We start from the raw sequence: 20,384 nt of genomic DNA, 5'->3' as shown, positions 1-20,384 counted from the left end.
ATCGACGGCTGCCCCCTGCCCGCCACCAAATGCCAGATCGACCACGCCGACAACTGGAGCACCGGCGGCCTGACCGACCTCAAACTCCTCGGCCCCGCCTGCCAGTTCCACAACCGCGACCGCTACCAACACCCCGACCACTACACCCGCCGCAAGGCCGGCACAGACCGCTGGGCCTTCACCTACCACCGCCAGGAGGGGGCCCGGCCGCTGCGGGTCTGATATTGAGCGGGCTGGCTTGATCGGGGCTGGAGGGAGCGGAGCGGAAGGGAGCGAGGACCGCAGCGAAGGTCCAGCGAAGCGGACTTCGCGAGGACCGGAGGTTCCTTCCGGCGCAGTGACCGACTTGGCCAAGCACCGCGGCAGTGACTACCGCGGCCAAGCCTCATGGCACGGCCTGAACCCGGTCAAGCACCGTGACGGTGACGCCCCCGCTCAGAGGCTCCCGGCAGTCACCACTCGGCGGAGACGCGTGGACAGCCCACGATCAGGTGTCGAGGCGGTGGTCGCTGACGAGGATGCCGTCCTCGTCGCTGTAGAGCCACTCCCCCGGAGCGAAGGTCACGTCCCCGAAGGTCACCGGGACGTCGACCTCTCCGAGGCCGGTCTTGGCGCTTCTGCGGGGGTTGGAGCCGAGCGCCTTGAGGCCGAGGTCGAGCCCGGCAAGGGCGGCCGTGTCCCGGACGGCGCCGTTGATCACTACGGCGGCCCAGCCGTTCTTCACGGCCGAGGCCGCGATCATGTCGCCGAGCAGCGCGGTACGCAGCGAAGCCCCGCCGTCGACCACCAGCACGCGCCCTCCGCCCGGCGTCGCGAGCACCTGCTTGACGAGCGCGTTGTCCTCCAGGCATCGGACCGTCGAGATCTGTCCGAAGAACCGCGTGCGGGCGCCGTACGAGCGGAACTGGGTGACGCAACTGCGCAGCGCGTCGCCGTGGGCGTCGTAGAGATCGGCGGTCGCGAAGCTCATGCCGGCATTCTGTCAGGGCCGCCCGGCATGGCCCCGCCGCCCCGCCGCCCCGCCCGGAGCGCCAGCCCGTCAGGAGAGCGTACGGCTCTCGCCGACGGCGAGGTCCCACAGGTCGGCGGGGTCGAGGCCGCGGGACTCCCACACGGCGCGAGCCTCGCGTACGGGTTCCAGCAGCGGCTCGCCCGACAGCACGAACGTGCCCCAGTGCATGGTGGCCATCCGCCGCGCGCCCACGTCGAGGCACCCCTGCACGGCCTGGGCGGGATCGACGTGCGAGACCTTCATGAACCAGCGCGGCTCGTAGGCCCCGACCGGCATGAGGGCGAGGTCGATGCCCGGGTAACGCTCGCCGATCTGGGCGAACCGCTCCCCGTAGGCCGTGTCGCCGGCGAAGTAGATCCGCTGATCGCGGGAGGTGAGCACCCATCCGCCCCACAGGGTGCGGCAGGTGTCCCACAGCGTGCGGCGGCTCCAGTGGTGGGCCGGGACGAAGTCGAACGTCACGTCGCCGAGGCGGGCCGACTCCCACCAGTCCAGTTCGGTCACGTCGCGGAAGCCGCGCCGCCGGAACCATCCAGCGAGCCTGGCCGGCACGAAGACCGCCGTGTCCCTCGGCAGGCGGCGGATCGTCGGCGCGTCCAGATGGTCGTAGTGGTTGTGACTGATCACGATCGCGTCGACCTTGGGCAGGTCGGACCAGGCGACGCCGGGAGGGGTCAGCCGCTGGCGCACGCCGGGGATCTTGCGGGACCACACCGGGTCGGTCAGCACGGTCAGCTCGCCGATCTGGAGGACGAACGTCGCGTGGCCGACCCAGGTCACCACGGTCTCGGTCGCGGCGGCGCGGGGCAGGCCGACGCGGTGGACGGGAATCTGGTCGCTGTCGCCGATGTCGGGCCGCAGTTGCCCGTGCCACATGACGCTCGTGACCTCGCGGAAGTCCGGGAGAGGGGCGGTCAGCCTGTCGGCGAAGCTGGACGGCCACCGGCGGGGTCCCGTCGGCACGGTCGGCACGGTCGGCGCCGGCGGCGCTACCGGAACGGAGGGAACGGGAGAAACGGGAGAAACCGAAGAAACGGGGACCTCAGGGCTTTCCGGTTGGATCGTTTGCGACATGGGGAACTCCCTTCCGCTCTCCATGATCCCCACAGGACCGGAAATATTCCTCCTACGACCGGCCGATTCCGCGCACGTCGCCTCCGCCCTCAGACGGAACGCGATCTCCTCCACCGTGGACGCACCCGGGGATAACCGCCGTCGTCGAGACCGGCCATCCGCTCGAAGAGGTTCCACGAGGCCGGGTGGCCGCAGACGGCGTACGAGACGGCCGAGGCGAGCACGTACAGCACGAGCATGGGCAGGCCGACGCAGAACGCGTACTGGGTGGCGTGACGGGACTCGTGGTCGAGCAGGCAGCCGGTGAGATAACCCTCCGCGTGCTTGGTGAGGATCACGTTGCCCACGGTGAACGCCCCCGCGACGGGAAAGGGGATGCGGTAGCCGTGGGCGTAGACGAGGCCGCGCTCCCCTCTGCGGGTGCGGGCTCCGCCGATCCGCGCGATCAGCAGCCCGAGAGGCGTGGAGAGGTTGACGTAGTTGATGACCTGCCGGACCCGGTGCGACCGTCGCATGTCCCCAGCATCGGCGACCGGTCCCACCTGAACAAGCTCACGCGCGGCCGTACGACTTGAGCAGCCACGAACCGGTGGAGCGGGTGACGACAACGGCCGCCGCGACCGCGACGGCCCCGCCGTACAGGTACCAGTAGCCGGCCGAGTTGCCCGCGACGGCGAGGTCTCCCGCCGGCTGCGGCGTGGCCAGCACGAACGACACGAGGAGCCAGCCGACGGCGGGGACGAGCGCGGCCAGCTTGCCGCCCATCAGCCTGCCCATGGCGTACGGCACGGCGAACAGCACCGCCAGCCAGGCGATCGCGGCGACCGGCACCTGCCCGACGTACCACGCGTGCTGGAAGCCGCCGACGACGCCGAGCACCACGCCCAGCAGGAAGAGCACGCCGTACGCCGCGCCGGTCACGACCCCGGCCAGCAGGCCGGGGGTGTCCTCGGTGGGTTCGGCGCCGAACTGCGCCTCCTGGGTCATACCGCCCAACTTAGCCGACAACTCAGCCGACATCTCAGGCGGCGACTCAGCCGATGCCGGCGAACAGGTCGGTCTCCCGGTTGTACGGCTCGCCGAGGCCGCCGACCTCGGGCGGAGCGCCGATGCCGGGCCGGCCGGGAACCCCCGCGCGCAGGATGAAGTGCTCGACCCCGAGGGCCTGCTGGCCGACGTTGTTGGACAGCGCGAACCACGGCGCGTCCACGGCGATCTGCGTCGCGTGCGCCCGCATCGCGTCGAGCTTGGCCTCCACGTACGGCCGCGCGTCGATCTCCGTCGTGACGTCCTCGTCCGCGCATCCCGGCATGTCGTCGGCGGACTCCGGCACCCAGAAGTCGACGGCGGCCTCGCGCATGGTCTCCATAGTCCGCAGCAGCACCGACTTCGGCATGGCGGTGAGGTAGAACTTGGCGATCCGCCACGGCTCCCCCCCGGGGAACGCGGGGTCCGCGGCCAGCTCGAAGGCCCGCCAGGCGACGCGGTGCGCCTGGATGTGGTCGGGATGGCCGTAGAAGCCGTTCTCGTCGTAGGTGACGAGGACCTGGGGCCTGACCTCGCGGATCACCGTGACCAGCTCGCCGGCCGCCTCGTCGAGGTCGGCCTGCCAGAAGCAGCCGGGACGGTCGTTGGTCGCCGCGCCCATCATGCCCGAGTCGCGCCAGCGGCCGGCCCCGCCCAGGAACCGGTGGTCGGTGACGCCGAGCGCCTTGCACGCGGAGGCCAGCTCGCCGACGCGGTACTGGCCGAGGGTGTCGTCCCTGTCGGCCGCGTGATGGGCGAGCTCCGCGGGGATGACCTCGCCCTCCTCCCCCAGGGTGCAGGTCACGAGCGTCACGTGCGCGCCCTCGGCGGCGTACTTGGCCATGGTCGCCCCGGTGCCGATCGTCTCGTCGTCGGGGTGGGCGTGCACGAGCAGCAAGCGACGGTCAGTCATGCCTCCGAGGGTAGTGCCCTTGTGCTGGCAGTATGAGGAGCTATGACGGAGAGCTTCCCACGGTTGCATGCCAGGACCCGGCGCTTCACCCTCGGGGTGCCGCGCAACTTCACGATCTCCCCTGACGGCGGTCGGGTGATCTTCCTCAGGACGAGGTCGGGCACCGATCCGGTCACCTGCCTGTGGGAGCTGGACGTCGCGTCCGGAGCCGAGCGGCTCGTCGTCGACCCCCTCGCCCTCGGCGCCGCGGACGAGGACCTGCCGCCGGAGGAGCGCGCCCGCCGCGAGCGGTCGCGTGAGTCGGCGGGCGGCGTGGTGGGGTACGCCACGGACCGGGAGGTCCGGCAGGCCGTCTTCGCGCTGTCGGGCGACCTCTACCTGACCGACCTCGCCTCCGGCGAGTCGCGGCGGCTCCCGGCGGCCGGGCCGGTCATCGACCCCCGGCTCGACGCCACCGGCGCGCGGGTCGCGTACGTCACGGGCGGCGCCCTGCACGTGCTGGAAATCGCTACCGGAGCCGACACGGCGCTCGCCGAGCCGGAGGGCGACCTGGTCACCTACGGCCTCGCGGAGTTCGTCGCGGCCGAGGAGATGGATCGGATGCGCGGCTACTGGTGGTCGCCGTCCGGGGACCGGCTGCTGGTGTCCCGCGTGGACGAGTCGCCGGTGGCCCTGTGGCACATCGCCGACCCGGCCAACCCCGGCCGTCAGCCCGTCCCGCAGCGCTATCCCGCCGCCGGCACGGCCAACGCCGAGGTCACGCTGCACGTCATCGGGCTGGACGGCGCGCGTACGGCGGTGCCGTTCGAGCAGGAGTACCTGGTGACGGCGGCCTGGGACGCCCACGGTCTCGCGATCGTGACGCTCTCACGCGACCAGCGGACCATGCGCCTGCTGTCCGTCGACCCCGGCACAGGTGAGACGGCGCTCCTGCGCGAGGACACCGACCCCGCCTGGGTGGACATCGTCACCGGTGTCCCGGCCCGCCTGTCGGACGGCACCCTCGTCTGGGTCGCCGACTCCGACGGCGGTCACCGCCTCGTGGTCGGCGACAAGCCGGTCACCCCGCCGTCGCTGCAGGTCCGGGCGGTGCTCGACGTCGACGGCGACACCGTGCTCTTCTCCGCGAACGGCGACCCCAGCGAGGTCCACCTGTGGACGTACTCGGCGGGCACCATCAGCCCGGTGACCACCGAGCCGGGCGTCCACTCCGGCCGCCGCGCGGGCGGCGTGACGCTCGTGGCCCGGCAGAGCCTCGACACCGAGGGCACGACGGTGACCATCGGTTCGGTGTCCGTCAAGTCCCTCGCCGAGCGCCCCGGGCTGGAGCCGCGCGTGTCGCTCGTCCGCGCGGGCTCGCGCGAGCTGTCCACGGCGGTCCTGCTGCCCTCGTGGCACGTGCCCGGCTCCGGCCCGCTGCCCGTTCTGATGGACCCGTACGGCGGGCCGCACGGTCAGCGGGTGCTGTCGGCCCGGCGGGTGTTCCTGGAGTCCCAGTGGTGGGCCGAGCAGGGCTTCGCGGTCGTGGTGGCCGATGGGCGCGGCACCCCCGGGCGCGGCCCGGCCTTCGAGCGTGAGATGCTGCACGACTTCACGATCTCCCTGCAGGACCAGGTGGACGCCCTGCAGGGCGTGGCGGCCCTGCACCCCGGCGACCTCGACCTGTCGCGGGTGGCGATCCGCGGCTGGTCGTTCGGCGGTTATCTGGCCGCGCTCGCGGTGCTGCGCCGCCCGGACGTGTTCCACGCCGCCGTCGCGGGGGCGCCGGTCACCGACTGGCGGCTGTACGACACCTGCTACACCGAGCGCTACCTCGGCCACCCGGACGAGGGGCACTACGAGAGGTCGTCCCTCCTCGGTGATGCCGAGAAGCTGGAGCGCCCGCTGCTGCTGATCCATGGCCTGGCGGACGACAACGTGGTCGCCGCGCACACGCTGCGGCTGTCGTCTGCCCTGCTCGCGGCCGGCCGGCCGCACACCGTCCTCCCCCTGTCGGGCGTCACCCACATGACGCCGCAGGAGGTCGTCGCCGAGAACCTGCTGCTCCTGCAGCTCGACTTCCTCAAGAAGTCGCTGAACATCACCGGGTGAACTACCGGGCGGTGCCGTGCCAGCTGTCCCACAGCGCGGCATAGGCGCCGCCCGCCGCCACCAGCTCGTCGTGCGAGCCCAGCTCGCTGATCCGGCCGTCCTCCACCACGGCCACCCGGTCGGCGTCGTGCGCCGTGTACAGCCGGTGCGCGATGGCGATCACGGTACGGCCCTCCAGCACGGCCGCGAGCGACCGCTCCAGGTTGCGGGCGGCCCGCGGGTCGATCAGGGACGTGGCCTCGTCCAGCACGAGCGTGTGCGGGTCGGCCAGCACCAGCCGGGCGAGCGCGAGCTGCTGCGCCTGGGCCGGGGAGATCGCCGTGCCGCCGGAGCCGACGACGGTGTCCAGGGCGCCGTCGAGGGCGGCCACCCAGTCCCAGGCTTCCACGGCCTCCAGCGACCGGCGCACCTGCGCGTCGGAGGCGTCCGGCCGTGCGATGAGGAGGTTGTCGCGCAGCGTGCCGCGGAAGACGTGGTGCTCCTGGGTGACCAGGGCGACGTGCCCGCGCAGCTCGTCGAGCGGCAGCTCGACCAGCGGCACCCCGCCGACCGTGACCGACCCGCTCCCCGGCGCGTGCACCCCGGCGATGAGGCGGCCCAGCGTCGACTTGCCCGCCCCTGACGGCCCGACCATCGCCAGCCGTTCTCCCGGGCGTACGTCGAGGTCGATGCCGTGCAGCACGTCGTGGCCCGCGCGGTAGGCGTAGCGCACGCCGCTGACCTTCAGCTCCTCCCCCACCGGCCGGGCGTCGCCCGCGTTACGGTCGTCGCGGACGTTGGCCACGCCCAGCAGGCGGGCCATCGAGGCCCCGCCGACCTGGAGCTCGTCCACCCATGACAGCAGCCGGTCGAGCGGGTCGATGAGCTGCTGGACGTAGAGCGTGGCCGTCGTCACCTGGGCCACCGTCACCCAGCCCTCGATGGAGAACAGCCCGCCGAGGAACAGGGTCGCCACGACCGGGATCACGTAGCCGAACTCGACCGCCGGGAACCACACCATGCGCAGGCCCAGGGTGTACCGCTCGGCCGCGAACGACCGGGCGATGTCCCGGTCCGTACGGGCCCGGCGGCGGCTTTCCAGGCCCAGCGCCTCGATGGTGCGCGCGCCCTCGACGGTCTCCGCCAGCCCTTCGGTCATGTCGGCGTACGCCGCGTTCTCCCGCAGGTAGCCGTCCCTGGCCCGGTTGAGGTACCAGCGGGTGGCGCCCCACAGCAGCGGCACGGCGACGAGCGACGGGACCGCCATGACCGGGCCGACGAGGATGACGGCGCCCACGACGAAGGCGCCGGTCACGACCGCGATCAGCGTCTCCGGCACGGCGTGGCGCACGCTGCGGGACAACGCGTCCACGTCCCTGGAGGTGCGGGTGATGAGGTCGCCGGAACCGGCCCGCTCGACCGTCGAGAGCGGCAGCGCGAGCACCCGGTCGACGAACTCCTCGCGCAGCTCGGCCAGCACCTTCTCGCCCAGGCGCGACGACGCGTACACCGCGAACCTGACCAGCACCCCCTGCGCGACCACGAAGCCGGCGATGGCCAGGGCGACGGCGTCCACGCGCAGGTCGGCCCGGCCCTCGGCCAGGCCCTGCACCAGCTCGCCGAGCATGCGGGGCGCGAACAGGCCGGCGACCGCCGCGAGGGCGTGCAGGGTCAGAGCCAGGGCGAGCTCGCGCGGATACTTCAGCGTCAGCCGCCGCGCGTAGGCGCGCACCTGCGCCCGGTCGGCGACCGGCAGGATCTCGCGGGCCATGCTCAGTCTTCCCCTCTGGTGACGGTCACGCGGTAACCCGGCTCGCCGTCGAGCAGCGCCCGGTGGGTGCCTTCGGCCCGCACCACGCCGCCCTCGACGTACAGCACGTGGTCGGCCCGGTCGAGCACGAGCGGGCTGGTCGTGCAGACCAGGGTCGTGCGGCCCGCCCGCGCCTTGCCCAGCCGTTCGGCGACGCGCGCCTCCGTGTGCGCGTCCACGGCACTGGTGGGCTCGACCAGGATGAGGATCTCCGGGTCGGCGAGCAGTGCCCGGGCCAGCCGCAGCCGTTGCTGCTGGCCGCCGGAGAACTCCCGGCCCGACTCGGCCACGTGCGCGTCCAGGCCCTCGGGCAGCGCCGCCACGATGTCCTCGGCGCAGGCGGCGTGAAGCGCCTGGCGGACCTCCTCGTCGCCGGCCGTGCCCCGCACGTCCAGCTCGTCGCGCAGCCGTCCGCTGAACAGCCGCGCGCCGTTGTCGGCCACCAGGACGTGCCGCCTGACCTCGGCGAGCGGCAGCTCCGCGAGCGGGCCGCCGCCGAGCGTGACGTCGCCGGGGGCGAACCCGCCCAGGCGGTCGGCGACGGCGATGGCGTCCTCCGGCGCGGCCGCCGCGAGTGCGGTGAGCCGGCCGGGCCGGACCTCGGCGCCCGACCCGCCGTCGCGGAGCGTGCCCGCACCGGTGAAGAAGCGGCCGTCGCCGCCCGCGATCTCGGGCTCCAGGGACAGGATCCGGCAGACGCGGCGCGCCGCCACGTGCCCCTTGGTCAGCTTGTCGGCGGCCTCGGTCAGCGTGCGCAACGGCGCGATCAGGAAGACCGCGTAGCCGTAGAACGCGACGAGCTGGCCGGGAGTGATGCGGCCCTCCAGCGCGAAGTGCGCGCCGAGCCAGGTCACGCACGCGATCAGCACGCCGGGCAGCAGGACCTGGGCGCCCTCCAGCAGGGACTCCACCGAGGCCACCCGCACGCCCGCCCGCCGTACGCGCTGCGACTCCTCGCGGTAACGGGCGGCGAAGACCTGCTCGCCGCCGACGCCCCGCAGCACCCGCAGGCCGGCCACGATGTCGGCCGCCCGGGTGGCCAGGTCGCCCTGCAGGTCGCGTTGCTCGTGCTGGCGCCGGTGCAGGGGCTTGAGCAGGGGCCCCACCGCGGCCGCCATCAGCGGCACTCCGATCAGCACGACAAGACCGAGCGGGACCGAGGTGGTGATGAGGATCACGGTCACCGCGACGACCGCGACGACCGCGCCGGCGCCCCGCAGGAGGATGTCCATCGCGTTGCCGATGTGCGCGATGTCCGAGTTGCCCACGCTGACGACCTCGCCCGTCGACAGTCGCTTCGGCAGGGTCGCCCCGAGCCTGGCCACCTGCCGCACGGTGACCTGCACCGTGCGATAGGCCGCCGACAGCCAGGTGATGACGGCGAAACGGTGGCGCAGGACGCCGGAGACCGCCTGGACCACGCCGAGGCCGAGCACCACCGCCGACCACTTCACCAGCGTGCCCGCGTCCCGCTGGGCCATCGCGTCGATCGCCTTGCCCAGGGCCGCCGGCACGAGTGCCTGTCCCAGCCACCACAGCACCGCCAGGCCGACTCCGGCCAGCAGCGTGGCGGCCTGGGCGCGCGCCACCCACCACAGGTAGCGGAGCGGCCCGCGGGCGTCGGGAGTGCCGGGATCGGCCACAGGAAGAGAGCGCATGGTCGTTCCAGGCTCGCAAACACGCAGGTCGGCGGGCAAATCGTTTTGCCTGCACCATCAACGCGTCAACCAAGGTTGACAAAGACCCGTGTGTCAACTTATGTTGACGGCATGAGCGATACGGCACAGCTGGCGAGCGACGCCGGCAGCCGCGATCCGGCCGTCGGTCTGCGGGCCGTACGGGCCCTGCGGCTCCTGGTGGAACGGCTCGAAGCGCTGCAGGTGGAGAACGCCCGCACCGCGGGGTGGTCCTGGCAGGACATCGCGCTCCTGCTCGGGGTCTCCCGGCAGGCGGTGCACAAGAAGTACGCGGGCGGGCGAGGACTGCTGAGACGGGAGAAGTAGATGCTGGAGAGATTCACCGACGACGCGCGGCAGGTCGTCATACACGCCAACGAGCAGGCCAGAGAGCTCCGGCACAGGCAGGTGGGCACCGAGCACCTGCTGCTCGGCCTGCTGAGCCGCCCGGAGACGTTGTCCGCCCGGCTCCTCACGGCCCGCGGGATCACCCGTGATCGGGTGCGGGCCGAGGTGGTCCGGATCCTCGGCGAGGCCACGGGCGGGGACATCGACGCCGAGGCCCTGGAGTCGATCGGCATCGACCTGTCGGCCGTCCGGGAGAGAGTCGAGGAGGTCTTCGGCGTCGGGGCCCTCGACCGGGAGCCGCGTCGCGACCGCCGGGGCGCGCTCCTCAGCGGGCGCCGGGCCCCGTTCGGCCCGCGGGCCAAGAAGACGCTCGAACTCGCGCTGCGCGAGGCCATCGCGCTCAAAAGCAAGGAGATCCGCGACGGGCACATCCTCCTCGGCATCATCCGGGAGGGCGAGGGCCTGGGCGTCCGCATCCTGACGGACGCCGGGGTCGACCTGCCCGCGCTCCGCACGGAGGTCAGGAGCGGCCTGTGACGAGCGGCGTCAGCCGTCCAGCGCCGCCAGGGCGTCCGGGAGAGTCTCGTAGATGGGGAACGCGGCGTGCAGCCCGGTCACCGTGAGGATTCTCCGGAAGACGCCCCGGACGCCGGCGAGCTTCATGAAGCCGCCCGCCTCGACCGCGCGATCGTGCGCCTCCAGCAGCAGCCGCAGGCCCATGGAGTCGCAGAAGGTCAGCTCGGACGTGTCCACGACCAGCCGGGTGTTGCCCTCGTCCGACAACTTGCCGAACACGGTGCGCAGCCGCTCGCTGGAGATCACGTCCAGTTCGCCGGTCAATGTGACGAGAACGTGCGTCGCCTCATGGCTCACCGTGACGCCAAGTCTCGTCGTCATTACCTGTCCTCGGTCCGAAGATCTTCACCCGGAAGATCTACAGAGAAGTTACACCTCTAATTACCCCGGCAGGCAGGGGGAGGCAAGCAATCGGGCTTCACCTTCGCGGAGGACAGATGGTGCGATCCGGCGCGGCTCAGCGGTCGCCGGCGGTTTCGTACACTCCGCCCGAGCCTGCGCCCGAGTCGCCCTCGTCCCGAGGGCGGCGCGGACCGGCGTCCGCGGCCTGGCTGAGCGCCTCCGCGACGGTCTCATGCTGCTCGAACACGTTGCGCAGCCCGGTGATCGTCAGCACCCGGCGCAGCACGCCCTGCACTCCGGCCAGGATCAGCCGGACGTTCAGCGCCTGACCGCGCTGCAACGCGGAGATCAGCTCGCTCAGCCCACGCGAGTCGCAGAACATGACCTCGGCGACGTCGAGCACGAGGACGGACGTCTCGGGCGACTCCCAGACCCGGCGCAACTCGTCGCGGAGGAGGTGGACGGTGCCGGCGTCGAGATCCCCTTCCACACGCACGACGACGGCCGCGCCGTGGACCGCGGACGCGACCTTCACAGTGGAACGTGGACCGGACACAGACATGCTCACTCCCTCGCCTGCGGGGTCACGGCAGGCGTGTTACGCCAACACAAAGGACACGTTACCCGGGAGGCGGGGGGATTAGTCGCAGGGAAGGCGTGAGCCGTGCGGCTCACGCCTTCGCTGTACACGGTCGCACTACTTGGAGGCGGCCTTGAGGTAGTCGGCGTTCATCTGGGCGATCGTGTCGAACGGGATGCCCTTGGGGCACACCGCCGTGCACTCGCCGGTGTTGGTGCAGCCGCCGAAGCCCTCGGCGTCCATCTGCTCGACCATCGCCCGGGCGCGGGACTCGCGCTCCGGCTGGCCCTGCGGCAGCAGGCCCAGGTGGGTGATCTTCGCCGCGGTGAACAGCGAGGCCGAGCCGTTGGGGCAGGCCGCGACGCACGCGCCGCAGCCGATGCAGGTCGCGGCGTCGAAGGCGGCGTCGGCGTCCGCCTTCGGCACCGGGACGGAGTGCGCCTCGGGGGCGGACCCCGCGGGGACGGAGATGAAGCCGCCCGCCTGGATGATCCGGTCGAACGCCGACCTGTTCACCACGAGGTCCTTGATCACCGGGAACGCCGCGGACCGCCACGGCTCGATGGTGACGACGTCGCCGTCCTTGAAGTGCCGCATGTGCAGCTGGCAGGTCGTGGTGAGCTTCTGCTCGCCGTGCGCGACACCGTTGATGACCATGCCGCACATGCCGCAGATGCCCTCGCGGCAGTCGTGGTCGAAGGCGACAGGGTCGTCGCCCTCCAGGATCAGCCGCTCGTTCAGCACGTCGAGCATTTCCAGGAACGACATGTCCGGCGAGACGTCTTCGACCCGGTAGGTCACCATCCGTCCCTTGTCCGACGCGCCGTTCTGCCGCCAGATCTTGAGGGTCAGGTTCACTTGTAGCTCCGCTGGGTCATCTTGACGTACTCGTAGTCGAGCTCTTCCTTGTGCAGGACCGGGCCGTCCGGGGTCCACTCCCACGCCGCGACGTAGGCGAAGTTCTCGTCGTCGCGCAGCGCCTCGCCGTCCGCGTCCTGCGACTCGGCCCTGAAGTGACCGCCGCACGACTCCGTACGGTGCAGCGCGTCGATGCACATCAGCTCGGCGAGCTCGAAGAAGTCGGCCACCCGGCCGGCGCGTTCGAGCGCCTGGTTCAGTCCCTCGGCGTCGCCCGGCACCTTGACGTTGTTCCAGAACTCCTCGCGCAGCTCGGGGATGCGCTCCAGCGCCTTGCGCAGCGACTCCTCGGTGCGCTCCATGCCGCAGTAGTCCCACATGATCCGGCCGAGCTCGCGGTGGTAGGAGTCCGCGGTGCGGTCGCCGTTCACGGACAGGAGCCTGTCGATCTTGTCCTGGACCGCCTTCCTGGCCTCCGCGACGTCGCCCTCCTCGACCGGCCCGAACGAGCCGGCTCCGGCGAGGTAGTCGCCGATCGTCGTCGGCAGCACGAAGTAGCCGTCCGCCAGGCCCTGCATGAGCGCCGAGGCGCCCAGGCGGTTGGCGCCGTGGTCGGAGAAGTTGGCCTCGCCGATCACGAACAGCCCGGGGATCGTCGACTGCAGGTCGTAGTCCACCCACAGGCCGCCCATCGTGTAGTGGACGGCCGGGTAGATGCGCATCGGCACCTCGTACGGGTTCTCGCCGGTGATGCGCTCGTACATCTCGAAGAGGTTGCCGTACTTCTTCTCGACCGCGTCGCGGCCCAGCCGGCGGATGGCGTCGGCGAAGTCGAGGTAGACGCCGAGGCCGCCGGGGCCGACGCCGCGGCCCTCGTCGCAGACGTTCTTGGCGGCGCGGCTGGCGATGTCACGCGGGACGAGGTTGCCGAACGCCGGGTAGATGCGCTCCAGGTAGTAGTCGCGCTCGTCCTCGGGAATGGCGCCGGGCGCGCGGTCGTCGCCCTTGCGCTTGGGCACCCAGACGCGGCCGTCGTTACGCAGCGACTCCGACATCAGCGTCAGCTTCGACTGGTGGTCGCCGCTCTGCGGGATGCAGGTCGGGTGGATCTGCGTGTAGCAGGGGTTGCCGAAGTAGGCGCCCTTCTTGTGCGCCCGCCAGATGGCCGTGGTGTTGCAGCCCTTGGCGTTCGTCGACAGGAAGAACACGTTGCCGTAGCCGCCGCTGGCGAGCACGACGGCGTCCGCGAGGTGGGTCTCGATCTCCCCGGTGACCATGTCGCGGACCACGATGCCCCGGGCCCGGCCGCCGCTGACGATGAGTTCGAGCATCTCGTGACGGGTGTGGACCTCCACCTTCCCCGCCGCGACCTGCCGCTCCAGAGCCTGGTACGCGCCGAGCAGGAGCTGCTGGCCTGTCTGGCCGCGGGCGTAGAAGGTCCGCGACACCTGGGTGCCGCCGAAGGAGCGGGTGTCGAGCAGGCCGCCGTACTCGCGGGCGAACGGCACGCCCTGCGCCACCGCCTGGTCGATGATGTTCACGCTGACCTGGGCGAGGCGGTACACGTTCGACTCGCGGGCGCGGTAGTCGCCGCCCTTCACGGTGTCGTAGAACAGCCGATAGACGCTGTCGCCGTCGCCGCGGTAGTTCTTGGCGGCGTTGATGCCGCCCTGCGCGGCGATCGAGTGGGCCCGGCGGGGCGAGTCCTGGTAGCAGAACGACTTGACCTTGTAGCCGAGCTCGCCGAGCGTGGCCGCGGCGGAGCCGCCGGCCAGACCGGTGCCGACGACGATGACGGTCAGCTTGCGCTTGTTGACCGGGTTGACCAGCTTGGCCTGGAAACGACGCTTGTCCCAGCGGTCCTCGATCGGACCCTCCGGCGCCTTGGTGTCCCGGATGGGCTCGCCCACCCGGTACATCCCGGGGAGGCTCACGCGCTCCTCCTGCTGCTGCTGGGGGCGGCGGCGGAACTTCACTTGACCACTCCGATCATGATGCAGATGGGCGCGGCGACGAATCCGAGCACCAGCACCGCGGAGACCGCGGCGGCGCCCGTCTGCAGCGCGCCGCGAGAGCGGGGGCGGCGGGTCAGGCCGAGCGACTGGAACGCGCTCCACAGGCCGTGGCGCAGGTGGAGACCGATCATCACCATGGCGACCAGGTAGAACACCGTCACCCACCAGCGCTCGGGCTGGAAGCCGGCGATCATCCGGTCGAACGGCGTGGCGTCGCCGCCCTTGGGGTTGACCGTGCCGAAGGTCATGTCGAGCAGGTGCCAGATCACGAACAGCAGGATGATCACGCCGCCGTACCGCATGGTTTGCGTGGCGTACCCCTTGGCCTGCGACTTCCGCTTGGCCGCGTACTTGACGGGCCGCGCCTTGGCCGCCCGGCGGGCGAGCGACACGGCCGCCCACATGTGCAGCACGACGCAGAGCGCGAGCACGATCTCGGTGATCGTCAAGATCGTCCGGTTCGGCAACGCGGGCGCGCCCACCGTGCGCAACCATTCGGCATAGTGGTTGAAGGAGTCCGCACCCAGGAAAATCTTGAGATTGCCCAGCATGTGGGCGATCAGGAAGAGCACGAGAACGGCCCCCGTGACGGCCATGACGGCCTTCCTGCCGGCCGAGGTGCCGAGCAGGCCGCGACGGTCAGGCGTACGCGGCGCGGCCCCGGCGGGCTTGCGAGGTGCCTCGTGCGCGGGAACCGGCGCGGTCGCCGAACCCCTGTCCACAGAAGCAGGGTCCACGGAGTGGTCAACAGTCGCAGTCACGTGAATAGACGCTAGGTTCGCCTTTTTCGAGCGTCCAAGTCATGACAGGTCTGGTTTCGATAGCCGCCGGCTATGCGCTCTGTCCCGCACGGTTTCCCAGAGTCGAAAGTCACAAGGTGTGCGACGAAATTCACACCCGTTCCCCGCACGGGACCCGCATCGAGCCGGTTCCGGCGATAGCCCTAGGCTATTGAGCTGTGCAGCTCCAGCAACTGGCCTACTTCATGGCCGTGGCCGAGACGCGGCACTTCACGCAGGCCGCGGAGCGGATGCGGGTCGCGCAGCCGTCGCTGAGCAAGCAGATCAAGAGCCTGGAGACCGAGTTGGGAGCGCCCCTGTTCAGCCGGGCGCGGGGCAACGTCACGCTGACCCCCGCGGGTGAGGCGCTGCTCCCGCTCGCCCGTCGCATGCTCGCCGACGCCGAGACCGCCCGGCGCGAGGTCGCCGAGCTGGCGGGGCTGCGGCGGGGGCGGGTGCGCCTCGGGGCGACCCCGTCGCTGTGCGCCGGGCTGCTGGCCGACGCGCTGGCCCGCTTCCACCACGACTACCCGGGGGTGGAGCTGCGGGTGGAGGAGGGCGGGTCCCGCGACCTCGTCCGCGATCTCGCCCGGGGCCAGCTCGACCTGGCGTTGATCATCCTCCCGCTGCAGAGCAGCGACCCGTCCCTGGTGACCCAGGAGATCCTGAGCGAGAACCTCGTCGTGGCCTCCACGTCGGCCCGGGGGCGCAGGTCGTACATGCGGATCGAGGACCTGCGCGGACGGCCCATGGTCATGTTCCGCCGCGGCTACGACGTGCGGGAGGCGACGCTGGCGGCCTGCCGTCAGGCGGGCTTCGAGCCGCGCTTCGCGGTGGAGGGCGGGGAGATGGACGCGGTGCTGCGGTTCGTCGAGGCGGGGCTGGGAATCGCGGTCGTGCCCTCGATGGTGCTGGAGAACCGGCCGAGGCTGACGGGCACGCCGCTGCTGCCCGGGCTGCGCCGTACGGTCGCCCTCGCCCACCGCAAGGACGTGGAGCCGACCCGGGCGGCGCAGGCCTTCCGTGGGACGCTGTTGTCGTTCCTCGGCGAGGCGGCGCGTGACGGCACGCTTCCTCAGGGAATAGAGGCGCTCGTTGATGTGTGAGCCCTATCGGGCCGCCCCCAGACGATAGGTTTGTGCCCACGATGATCCCGACGCTGACGAGAGGCGTTCGTGACCCCCGTCTCATCTGATCTGCCCGATCCGCTCACCCTCCTGCTGATCGAGGACGACGCCGGCGACGCGTTTCTCGTCGAGGAGTTGCTGGCGGGCGCCGAGAGGCCGCCGAAGATCACCTGGGCGCGGACGCTCGCCGAGGGGCGGGCGCGGCTCACCGACGACGTGCAGTGCGTGCTCGTCGACCTCTCCCTTCCCGACGCGTCGGGGCTGGAGGCTCTTCAGCAGATCCTCGCCACGGCCACGGACACGGCGGTGCTCGTCCTCACCGGACTCGGGGACTCGCACGTCGGCATCGAGGCGGTCGCGGCCGGGGCGCAGGACTTCCTGGTCAAGCAGGACGTCGACGCCCGGCTGCTGATCCGCGCCATCCGGTACGCGATCGAGCGCAAGCGCGCCGACCTCGCCATGCGCGAGCTCCTGCAGGAACGCATCGTCAGCAAGGAGAACTCCCGGCTCGAACGCGGCCTGCTGCCCGTCCCCCTGCTCGACCCCATGCTCCTGCACCACCAGGCCCGCTACCTTCCCGGACGTACGGGCGGGCTGCTCGCGGGCGACTTCTGGGACACCGTGCAGACGCCCGACGGCGCGGTCCACGTGCTGATCGGCGACGTGTGCGGGCACGGGCCCGACGAGGCCGCGCTCGGCACGGCGCTGCGCATCGCCTGGCGCACGCTGGTGCTGGCCGGGCAGACCGGCAACGACGTGTTGCGCACGCTCGACACGCTGCTGCGGCACGAACGCAAGTCACCGGAGATCTTCACCACGATGTGCAGCGCGACCATCGCCCCCGACCTGACCACCGCCCGTTTGCACGTGATCGGCCACCCGCCGCCGCTGCTGCTGCGCGACGGCGTGCTCGGCGTGGTCACCGAGACGCCGTCCGGCCCGCCGCTGGGGATCTTCCCGGACATCCAGTGGTCGCCCATCGACATCACGCTGGGCGACAGGTGGTCGCTGCTGCTCTACACCGACGGCCTTATCGAGGCCACGGTGGGCGAGAACCGCGACCTGCTCGGCACCGAGGGGCTCGCGAACCTGATCCGCGCCCAGGACGGCATCGACCTCGACCGCATCATCGCCAGCCTCGACGGCGCCATGCACGACGACGTCGCCGCCGTGCTCGTGGCCCGCGGCCACCCCGAGCAGCGCGTCCGGGAGGCCTGAGCATGAGCGTGCCGGACATCACGACCCCGCCCCCGCTGCCCCCGCTCGCCCCGTCCGGGCGGGACTCCCGCCTGCCGGTCGGCCGATGGTTCCTGCTCGCCGGAGCGGGCGTCCTGGTCATCTTCGTGATCGCGCTCGGCGCGATCCTGCTCGCGCTCTCCACGACGTACGACGCCCGGCGGACCCTCGTCGACGCGGTCGATCCCGCCGCTCTGCAGACGCTTCGGGTAGCCCGGGCGGTGCAGGCGCAGGAGGGCGCGATCCGCGGCTACGGGCTGACCGGCGAGCAGCAGTACCTCGACAGCTACCGCCAGGGCGTCGCGGAGGAGCAGTCGGCCAAGGACGCCATCGCCAAGCTCGTCCCCGATCTTCCTCAGGGCTACGGCGTGCGGCGTCAGATCCGCGAGCTCAGCGACGCCACGACGGCCTGGCGGCGCGACTACGCCGAGCCCGTCGTCACGCGCACGCTCACGAGCGGCCCGGGCCCGCTCACCGACCTGGCCAAGCACAACCTGCAGCGCTTCTCGGCGGTCAGGACCGCCCTCGACGAGCAGCAGGCCGTGCTGGGGCGGCTGCACGACGTCGCCAGGGACCGGCTCTACTCCGGATGGAACACCATCTACTGGGCGGTCGCGGCGCTGGCCGGCGCGATGGTGCTGGCGATCGTGTTCTGCGCGCTGATCGTGCGCCGCGCCGTCACCAGCCCGATCTCGCAGCTCACCCGGCAGGTCCGGGCCGTGGCCGCGGGCGACTTCGACCACGAGCTCGGGGTCGAGCGGCCGGCCGAGCTGTGGGAGCTGTCCGGCCACATCGACGGGATGCGCCGCCGCATCATGACCGAGTGGCAGTCGTCGGTCGAGGCCCGCCAGCAGCTCGCCGAGCAGACCGAGGAGCTCAAGCGCTCCAACCGGGAGCTGGAGCAGTTCGCCTACGTGGCCAGCCACGACCTGCAGGAGCCGCTGCGCAAGGTGGCGAGCTTCACCCAGATGCTGGAGCAGCGCTACGCCGACCGCCTCGACGACCGCGCGCGGCAGTACATCGGCTTCGCGGTCGACGGCGCCCGCCGCATGCAGCTGCTCATCAACGACCTGCTCGACTTCTCGCGGGTGGGCCGGGTCGGCGGCGAACGGGAGGAGATGGACACGGGCGACGCGCTGGCCGCCGCTCTGCGCAACCTCGACTCCCGGCTGTCGGAGACCGGCGCGACGGTCACGAACGACGACATGCCCAAGATCCTCGGCAACCGCACGCTGCTGACCCAGCTCTTCCAGAACCTGGTCAGCAACGCGCTCAAGTTCCGCTCCGAGGATCCTCCCCGCGTCCACATCGGCGTACGGCGGAACGGCGACATGTGGGAGTTCAGCTGTGCGGACAACGGGATCGGCGTCGACGCGAAGTACGCCGACCGGATCTTCCTGATCTTCCAGCGCCTGCACCCGAGGGACGTCTACCCGGGGACGGGAATCGGACTGGCTCTGTGCCGCAAAATCGTGGAATATCATGGCGGCCGGATCTGGCTCGACACGAACGAGAGCGCCGGAGCCACGTTCCGCTGGACGATGCCGGCCCTCCTGGGAGATCCCGATGACTGAACTCCGCCCGATCGAGGTCCTCCTGGTCGAGGACGACCCGGGCGACGTCCTGCTCTGCCAGGAGGCGTTCTCCTACAACAAGGTCGGCAACAACCTCCACGTGGTCAACGACGGCGAGCAGGCGCTGGCCTTCCTGCGCGGCGAGGGGCCGTACACTTCGGCGCCCCGGCCCGACCTGGTGCTGCTCGACCTCAACCTGCCCCGGGTGAACGGCTTCGAGGTGCTGGAGGAGGTCAAGAAGGACCCCTCCCTGCGGAGCATCCCCGTTGTGATCCTCACCACATCGGAGGCCGAGCAGGATATCCTTCGTGGATATAACCTGCACGCCAACGCGTACATCACCAAACCCGTGGATTTCGACCAGTTCACGCGGGTAGTACGGCAGGTCGACGAATTCTTCGTGACCGTGGTCAAGCTGCCGGGGAAGTGACCGAGATCACATGGAGGAGGAGTGACCCTCCTCACACTTCGTGATGTGCTCGTCGTAATGTGTGCCCCACCAATAACGCGCACGGCCTGAGCAGTACGGCGCGGTCGCTCCGGCGTGCGCGGAGTCAGTGAGGGTGGAAGGTCTCCGATGACCCAGACAACGGCCGAGAGCGCGGCAAGGAAACAACGCGCGCAGATCAGGGTGCGCACTCTTCGCACCGACCGATGGTGGCTCGCCCCGGCGTTCACGTTCGCCGGGCTCCTGTTGTTCTTGATTTACGGTGTGTGGGCGACCTTTGACGGGAGCTACTTCACCGACCCGTACATTGCGCCTTTCTCGTCGCCGTGCCTGGCGACGTCATGTCCCGAAGGGGCCCGGTTGTTCGGGTTCGCCCCGTTCGGTGACTGGTACGCGCTGCCGCCCGGGATACTGATCCTCGGACTGCCCGGTGGGTTCCGGCTCACCTGCTACTACTACCGCAAGGCCTACTACCGGTCGTTCTGGCTGTCGCCGCCGGCGTGCGCCGTGGCCGAGCCGCACGGGAAGTACACCGGCGAGACGCGTCTGCCGCTGATCCTGCAGAACATCCACCGCTACTTCTTCTACTTCGCCATCGTCATCGGCCTGATCCTGACGTACGACGCGGTGCTCGCGCTGGTGCACAGGCCCGCCGGGCTGGGCAGTTGGATCCTGCTGGCGAACGCGGCGCTGATCCTCGGCTACACGTTCGGCTGCCACTCGTGCCGTCACATCACCGCCGGGCGCCTGAACCACTTCTCCAAGCACCCGCTGCGCTACAAGGCGTGGACCCTGGTCTCGAAGCTCAACGCGAAGCACCAGAAGTTCGCCTGGGCCTCGCTGTTCTCGGTCATGATCGCCGACCTGTACGTGCGGCTCGTCGCCAAGGGCGTCATCAACTTCCCGTTCGCATAAGGATT

At 71.0% G+C, this 20,384-nt stretch carries 21 protein-coding genes; 9 read left to right on the top strand and 12 right to left on the bottom strand.

The genetic code is table 11. From position 1 onward, the window contains the following. Positions 1-222: HNH endonuclease signature motif containing protein (locus AB0J39_RS12045; protein WP_363463542.1), on the top strand; the 222-nt coding region annotated here is incomplete at its 5' end. A gap of 265 nt (positions 223-487) precedes the next feature. Here the strand turns inward: AB0J39_RS12045 and rraA are convergent. The 5 genes from rraA to mshB all read right to left on the bottom strand — a co-directional run bounded on the left by rraA (position 488) and on the right by mshB (position 4,025). Next, complete coding sequence (gene rraA / locus AB0J39_RS12040; RefSeq protein WP_363463540.1) at positions 488-970, bottom strand: ribonuclease E activity regulator RraA; 483 nt, start codon at positions 968-970, stop codon at positions 488-490. Between the two features lie 69 nt (positions 971-1,039). Then, positions 1,040-1,975 (bottom strand): MBL fold metallo-hydrolase, encoded by a 936-nt coding sequence (locus tag AB0J39_RS12035; RefSeq protein ID WP_363463538.1) that lies wholly within the window; start codon positions 1,973-1,975, stop codon positions 1,040-1,042. A 200-nt stretch (positions 1,976-2,175) separates the two neighbouring features. Next, a complete protein-coding gene (locus AB0J39_RS12030; protein WP_363463536.1) occupies positions 2,176-2,601 on the bottom strand; it encodes a hypothetical protein in 426 nt (141 codons plus the stop codon). 37 nt (positions 2,602-2,638) lie between these two features. Further along, a complete protein-coding gene (locus AB0J39_RS12025) occupies positions 2,639-3,073 on the bottom strand; it encodes a DUF6113 family protein (RefSeq protein WP_363463534.1) in 435 nt (144 codons plus the stop codon). A gap of 46 nt (positions 3,074-3,119) precedes the next feature. Beyond that, positions 3,120-4,025 (bottom strand): N-acetyl-1-D-myo-inositol-2-amino-2-deoxy-alpha-D-glucopyranoside deacetylase, encoded by a 906-nt coding sequence (gene mshB / locus AB0J39_RS12020; RefSeq protein WP_363463532.1) that lies wholly within the window; start codon positions 4,023-4,025, stop codon positions 3,120-3,122. Between the two features lie 42 nt (positions 4,026-4,067). Between mshB and AB0J39_RS12015 the strand changes: the two genes are divergently transcribed. Next, positions 4,068-6,116: a DPP IV N-terminal domain-containing protein gene (locus AB0J39_RS12015; protein WP_363463530.1), complete on the top strand. Its 2,049-nt coding sequence runs from the start codon at positions 4,068-4,070 to the stop codon at positions 6,114-6,116. 1 nt (position 6,117) lies between these two features. Here the strand turns inward: AB0J39_RS12015 and AB0J39_RS12010 are convergent, their stop codons facing one another. Both AB0J39_RS12010 and AB0J39_RS12005 read right to left on the bottom strand, forming a co-directional pair. After that, the gene (locus AB0J39_RS12010) at positions 6,118-7,866 is read right to left on the bottom strand and encodes an ABC transporter ATP-binding protein (protein WP_363463529.1); all 1,749 of its coding nucleotides are present in this window, start codon (positions 7,864-7,866) and stop codon (positions 6,118-6,120) included. Positions 7,867-7,868: 2 nt separating this feature from the next. Then, the gene (locus AB0J39_RS12005; RefSeq protein ID WP_363463527.1) at positions 7,869-9,563 is read right to left on the bottom strand and encodes an ABC transporter ATP-binding protein; all 1,695 of its coding nucleotides are present in this window, start codon (positions 9,561-9,563) and stop codon (positions 7,869-7,871) included. Positions 9,564-9,674: 111 nt separating this feature from the next. Between AB0J39_RS12005 and AB0J39_RS12000 the strand changes: the two genes are divergently transcribed. Both AB0J39_RS12000 and AB0J39_RS11995 read left to right on the top strand, forming a co-directional pair. Next, positions 9,675-9,908, top strand: a complete 234-nt coding sequence (locus tag AB0J39_RS12000; RefSeq protein WP_079316659.1) for an RNA polymerase subunit sigma-70 — start codon at positions 9,675-9,677, stop codon at positions 9,906-9,908. Next, positions 9,909-10,466, top strand: coding sequence for a Clp protease N-terminal domain-containing protein (locus tag AB0J39_RS11995; RefSeq protein ID WP_363463526.1), 558 nt, complete (start codon positions 9,909-9,911; stop codon positions 10,464-10,466). 9 nt (positions 10,467-10,475) lie between these two features. On the opposite strand, the gene AB0J39_RS11990 is transcribed toward AB0J39_RS11995, so the two are convergent. The 5 genes from AB0J39_RS11990 to AB0J39_RS11970 form a co-directional block, all read right to left on the bottom strand. Then, entirely contained in the window at positions 10,476-10,826 is a 351-nt protein-coding gene (locus tag AB0J39_RS11990; protein ID WP_363463524.1) for an STAS domain-containing protein, read from the bottom strand. Positions 10,827-10,962: 136 nt separating this feature from the next. Then, complete coding sequence (locus AB0J39_RS11985; protein ID WP_363463522.1) at positions 10,963-11,409, bottom strand: STAS domain-containing protein; 447 nt, start codon at positions 11,407-11,409, stop codon at positions 10,963-10,965. 135 nt (positions 11,410-11,544) lie between these two features. Further along, complete coding sequence (locus AB0J39_RS11980) at positions 11,545-12,285, bottom strand: succinate dehydrogenase/fumarate reductase iron-sulfur subunit (RefSeq protein ID WP_363463520.1); 741 nt, start codon at positions 12,283-12,285, stop codon at positions 11,545-11,547. Continuing rightward, complete coding sequence (locus AB0J39_RS11975) at positions 12,282-14,204, bottom strand: fumarate reductase/succinate dehydrogenase flavoprotein subunit (protein WP_363463546.1); 1,923 nt, start codon at positions 14,202-14,204, stop codon at positions 12,282-12,284. The genes AB0J39_RS11980 and AB0J39_RS11975 overlap by 4 nt, the downstream gene beginning before the upstream one ends. A gap of 53 nt (positions 14,205-14,257) precedes the next feature. Continuing rightward, the gene (locus tag AB0J39_RS11970; RefSeq protein WP_363463519.1) at positions 14,258-15,022 is read right to left on the bottom strand and encodes a succinate dehydrogenase cytochrome b subunit; all 765 of its coding nucleotides are present in this window, start codon (positions 15,020-15,022) and stop codon (positions 14,258-14,260) included. Between the two features lie 236 nt (positions 15,023-15,258). Between AB0J39_RS11970 and AB0J39_RS11965 the strand changes: the two genes are divergently transcribed. From AB0J39_RS11965 to AB0J39_RS11945, 5 genes are all read left to right on the top strand, one after another. Next, positions 15,259-16,185 (top strand): LysR substrate-binding domain-containing protein, encoded by a 927-nt coding sequence (locus AB0J39_RS11965; protein ID WP_363463518.1) that lies wholly within the window; start codon positions 15,259-15,261, stop codon positions 16,183-16,185. A gap of 69 nt (positions 16,186-16,254) precedes the next feature. Beyond that, positions 16,255-17,424 carry a fused response regulator/phosphatase gene (locus tag AB0J39_RS11960; RefSeq protein WP_363463517.1) on the top strand — a complete coding sequence of 390 codons (1,170 nt, stop codon included), beginning with the start codon at positions 16,255-16,257 and terminating at the stop codon, positions 17,422-17,424. A 2-nt stretch (positions 17,425-17,426) separates the two neighbouring features. Continuing rightward, positions 17,427-19,016 (top strand): ATP-binding protein, encoded by a 1,590-nt coding sequence (locus tag AB0J39_RS11955; RefSeq protein ID WP_363463516.1) that lies wholly within the window; start codon positions 17,427-17,429, stop codon positions 19,014-19,016. Continuing rightward, positions 19,009-19,446: a response regulator gene (locus AB0J39_RS11950; RefSeq protein WP_363463515.1), complete on the top strand. Its 438-nt coding sequence runs from the start codon at positions 19,009-19,011 to the stop codon at positions 19,444-19,446. The genes AB0J39_RS11955 and AB0J39_RS11950 overlap by 8 nt, the downstream gene beginning before the upstream one ends. 378 nt (positions 19,447-19,824) lie before the next feature. Next, positions 19,825-20,379 (top strand): hypothetical protein, encoded by a 555-nt coding sequence (locus AB0J39_RS11945; protein WP_363463513.1) that lies wholly within the window; start codon positions 19,825-19,827, stop codon positions 20,377-20,379. The last annotated feature ends 5 nt before the right edge of the window (positions 20,380-20,384 follow it).

It is taken from the genome of Microbispora sp. NPDC049633, from assembly GCF_040675265.1.
In the GTDB taxonomy this organism is placed as follows: domain Bacteria; phylum Actinomycetota; class Actinomycetes; order Streptosporangiales; family Streptosporangiaceae; genus Microbispora; species Microbispora maris.
This window is presented reverse-complemented; position numbering and strand designations above follow the sequence as displayed.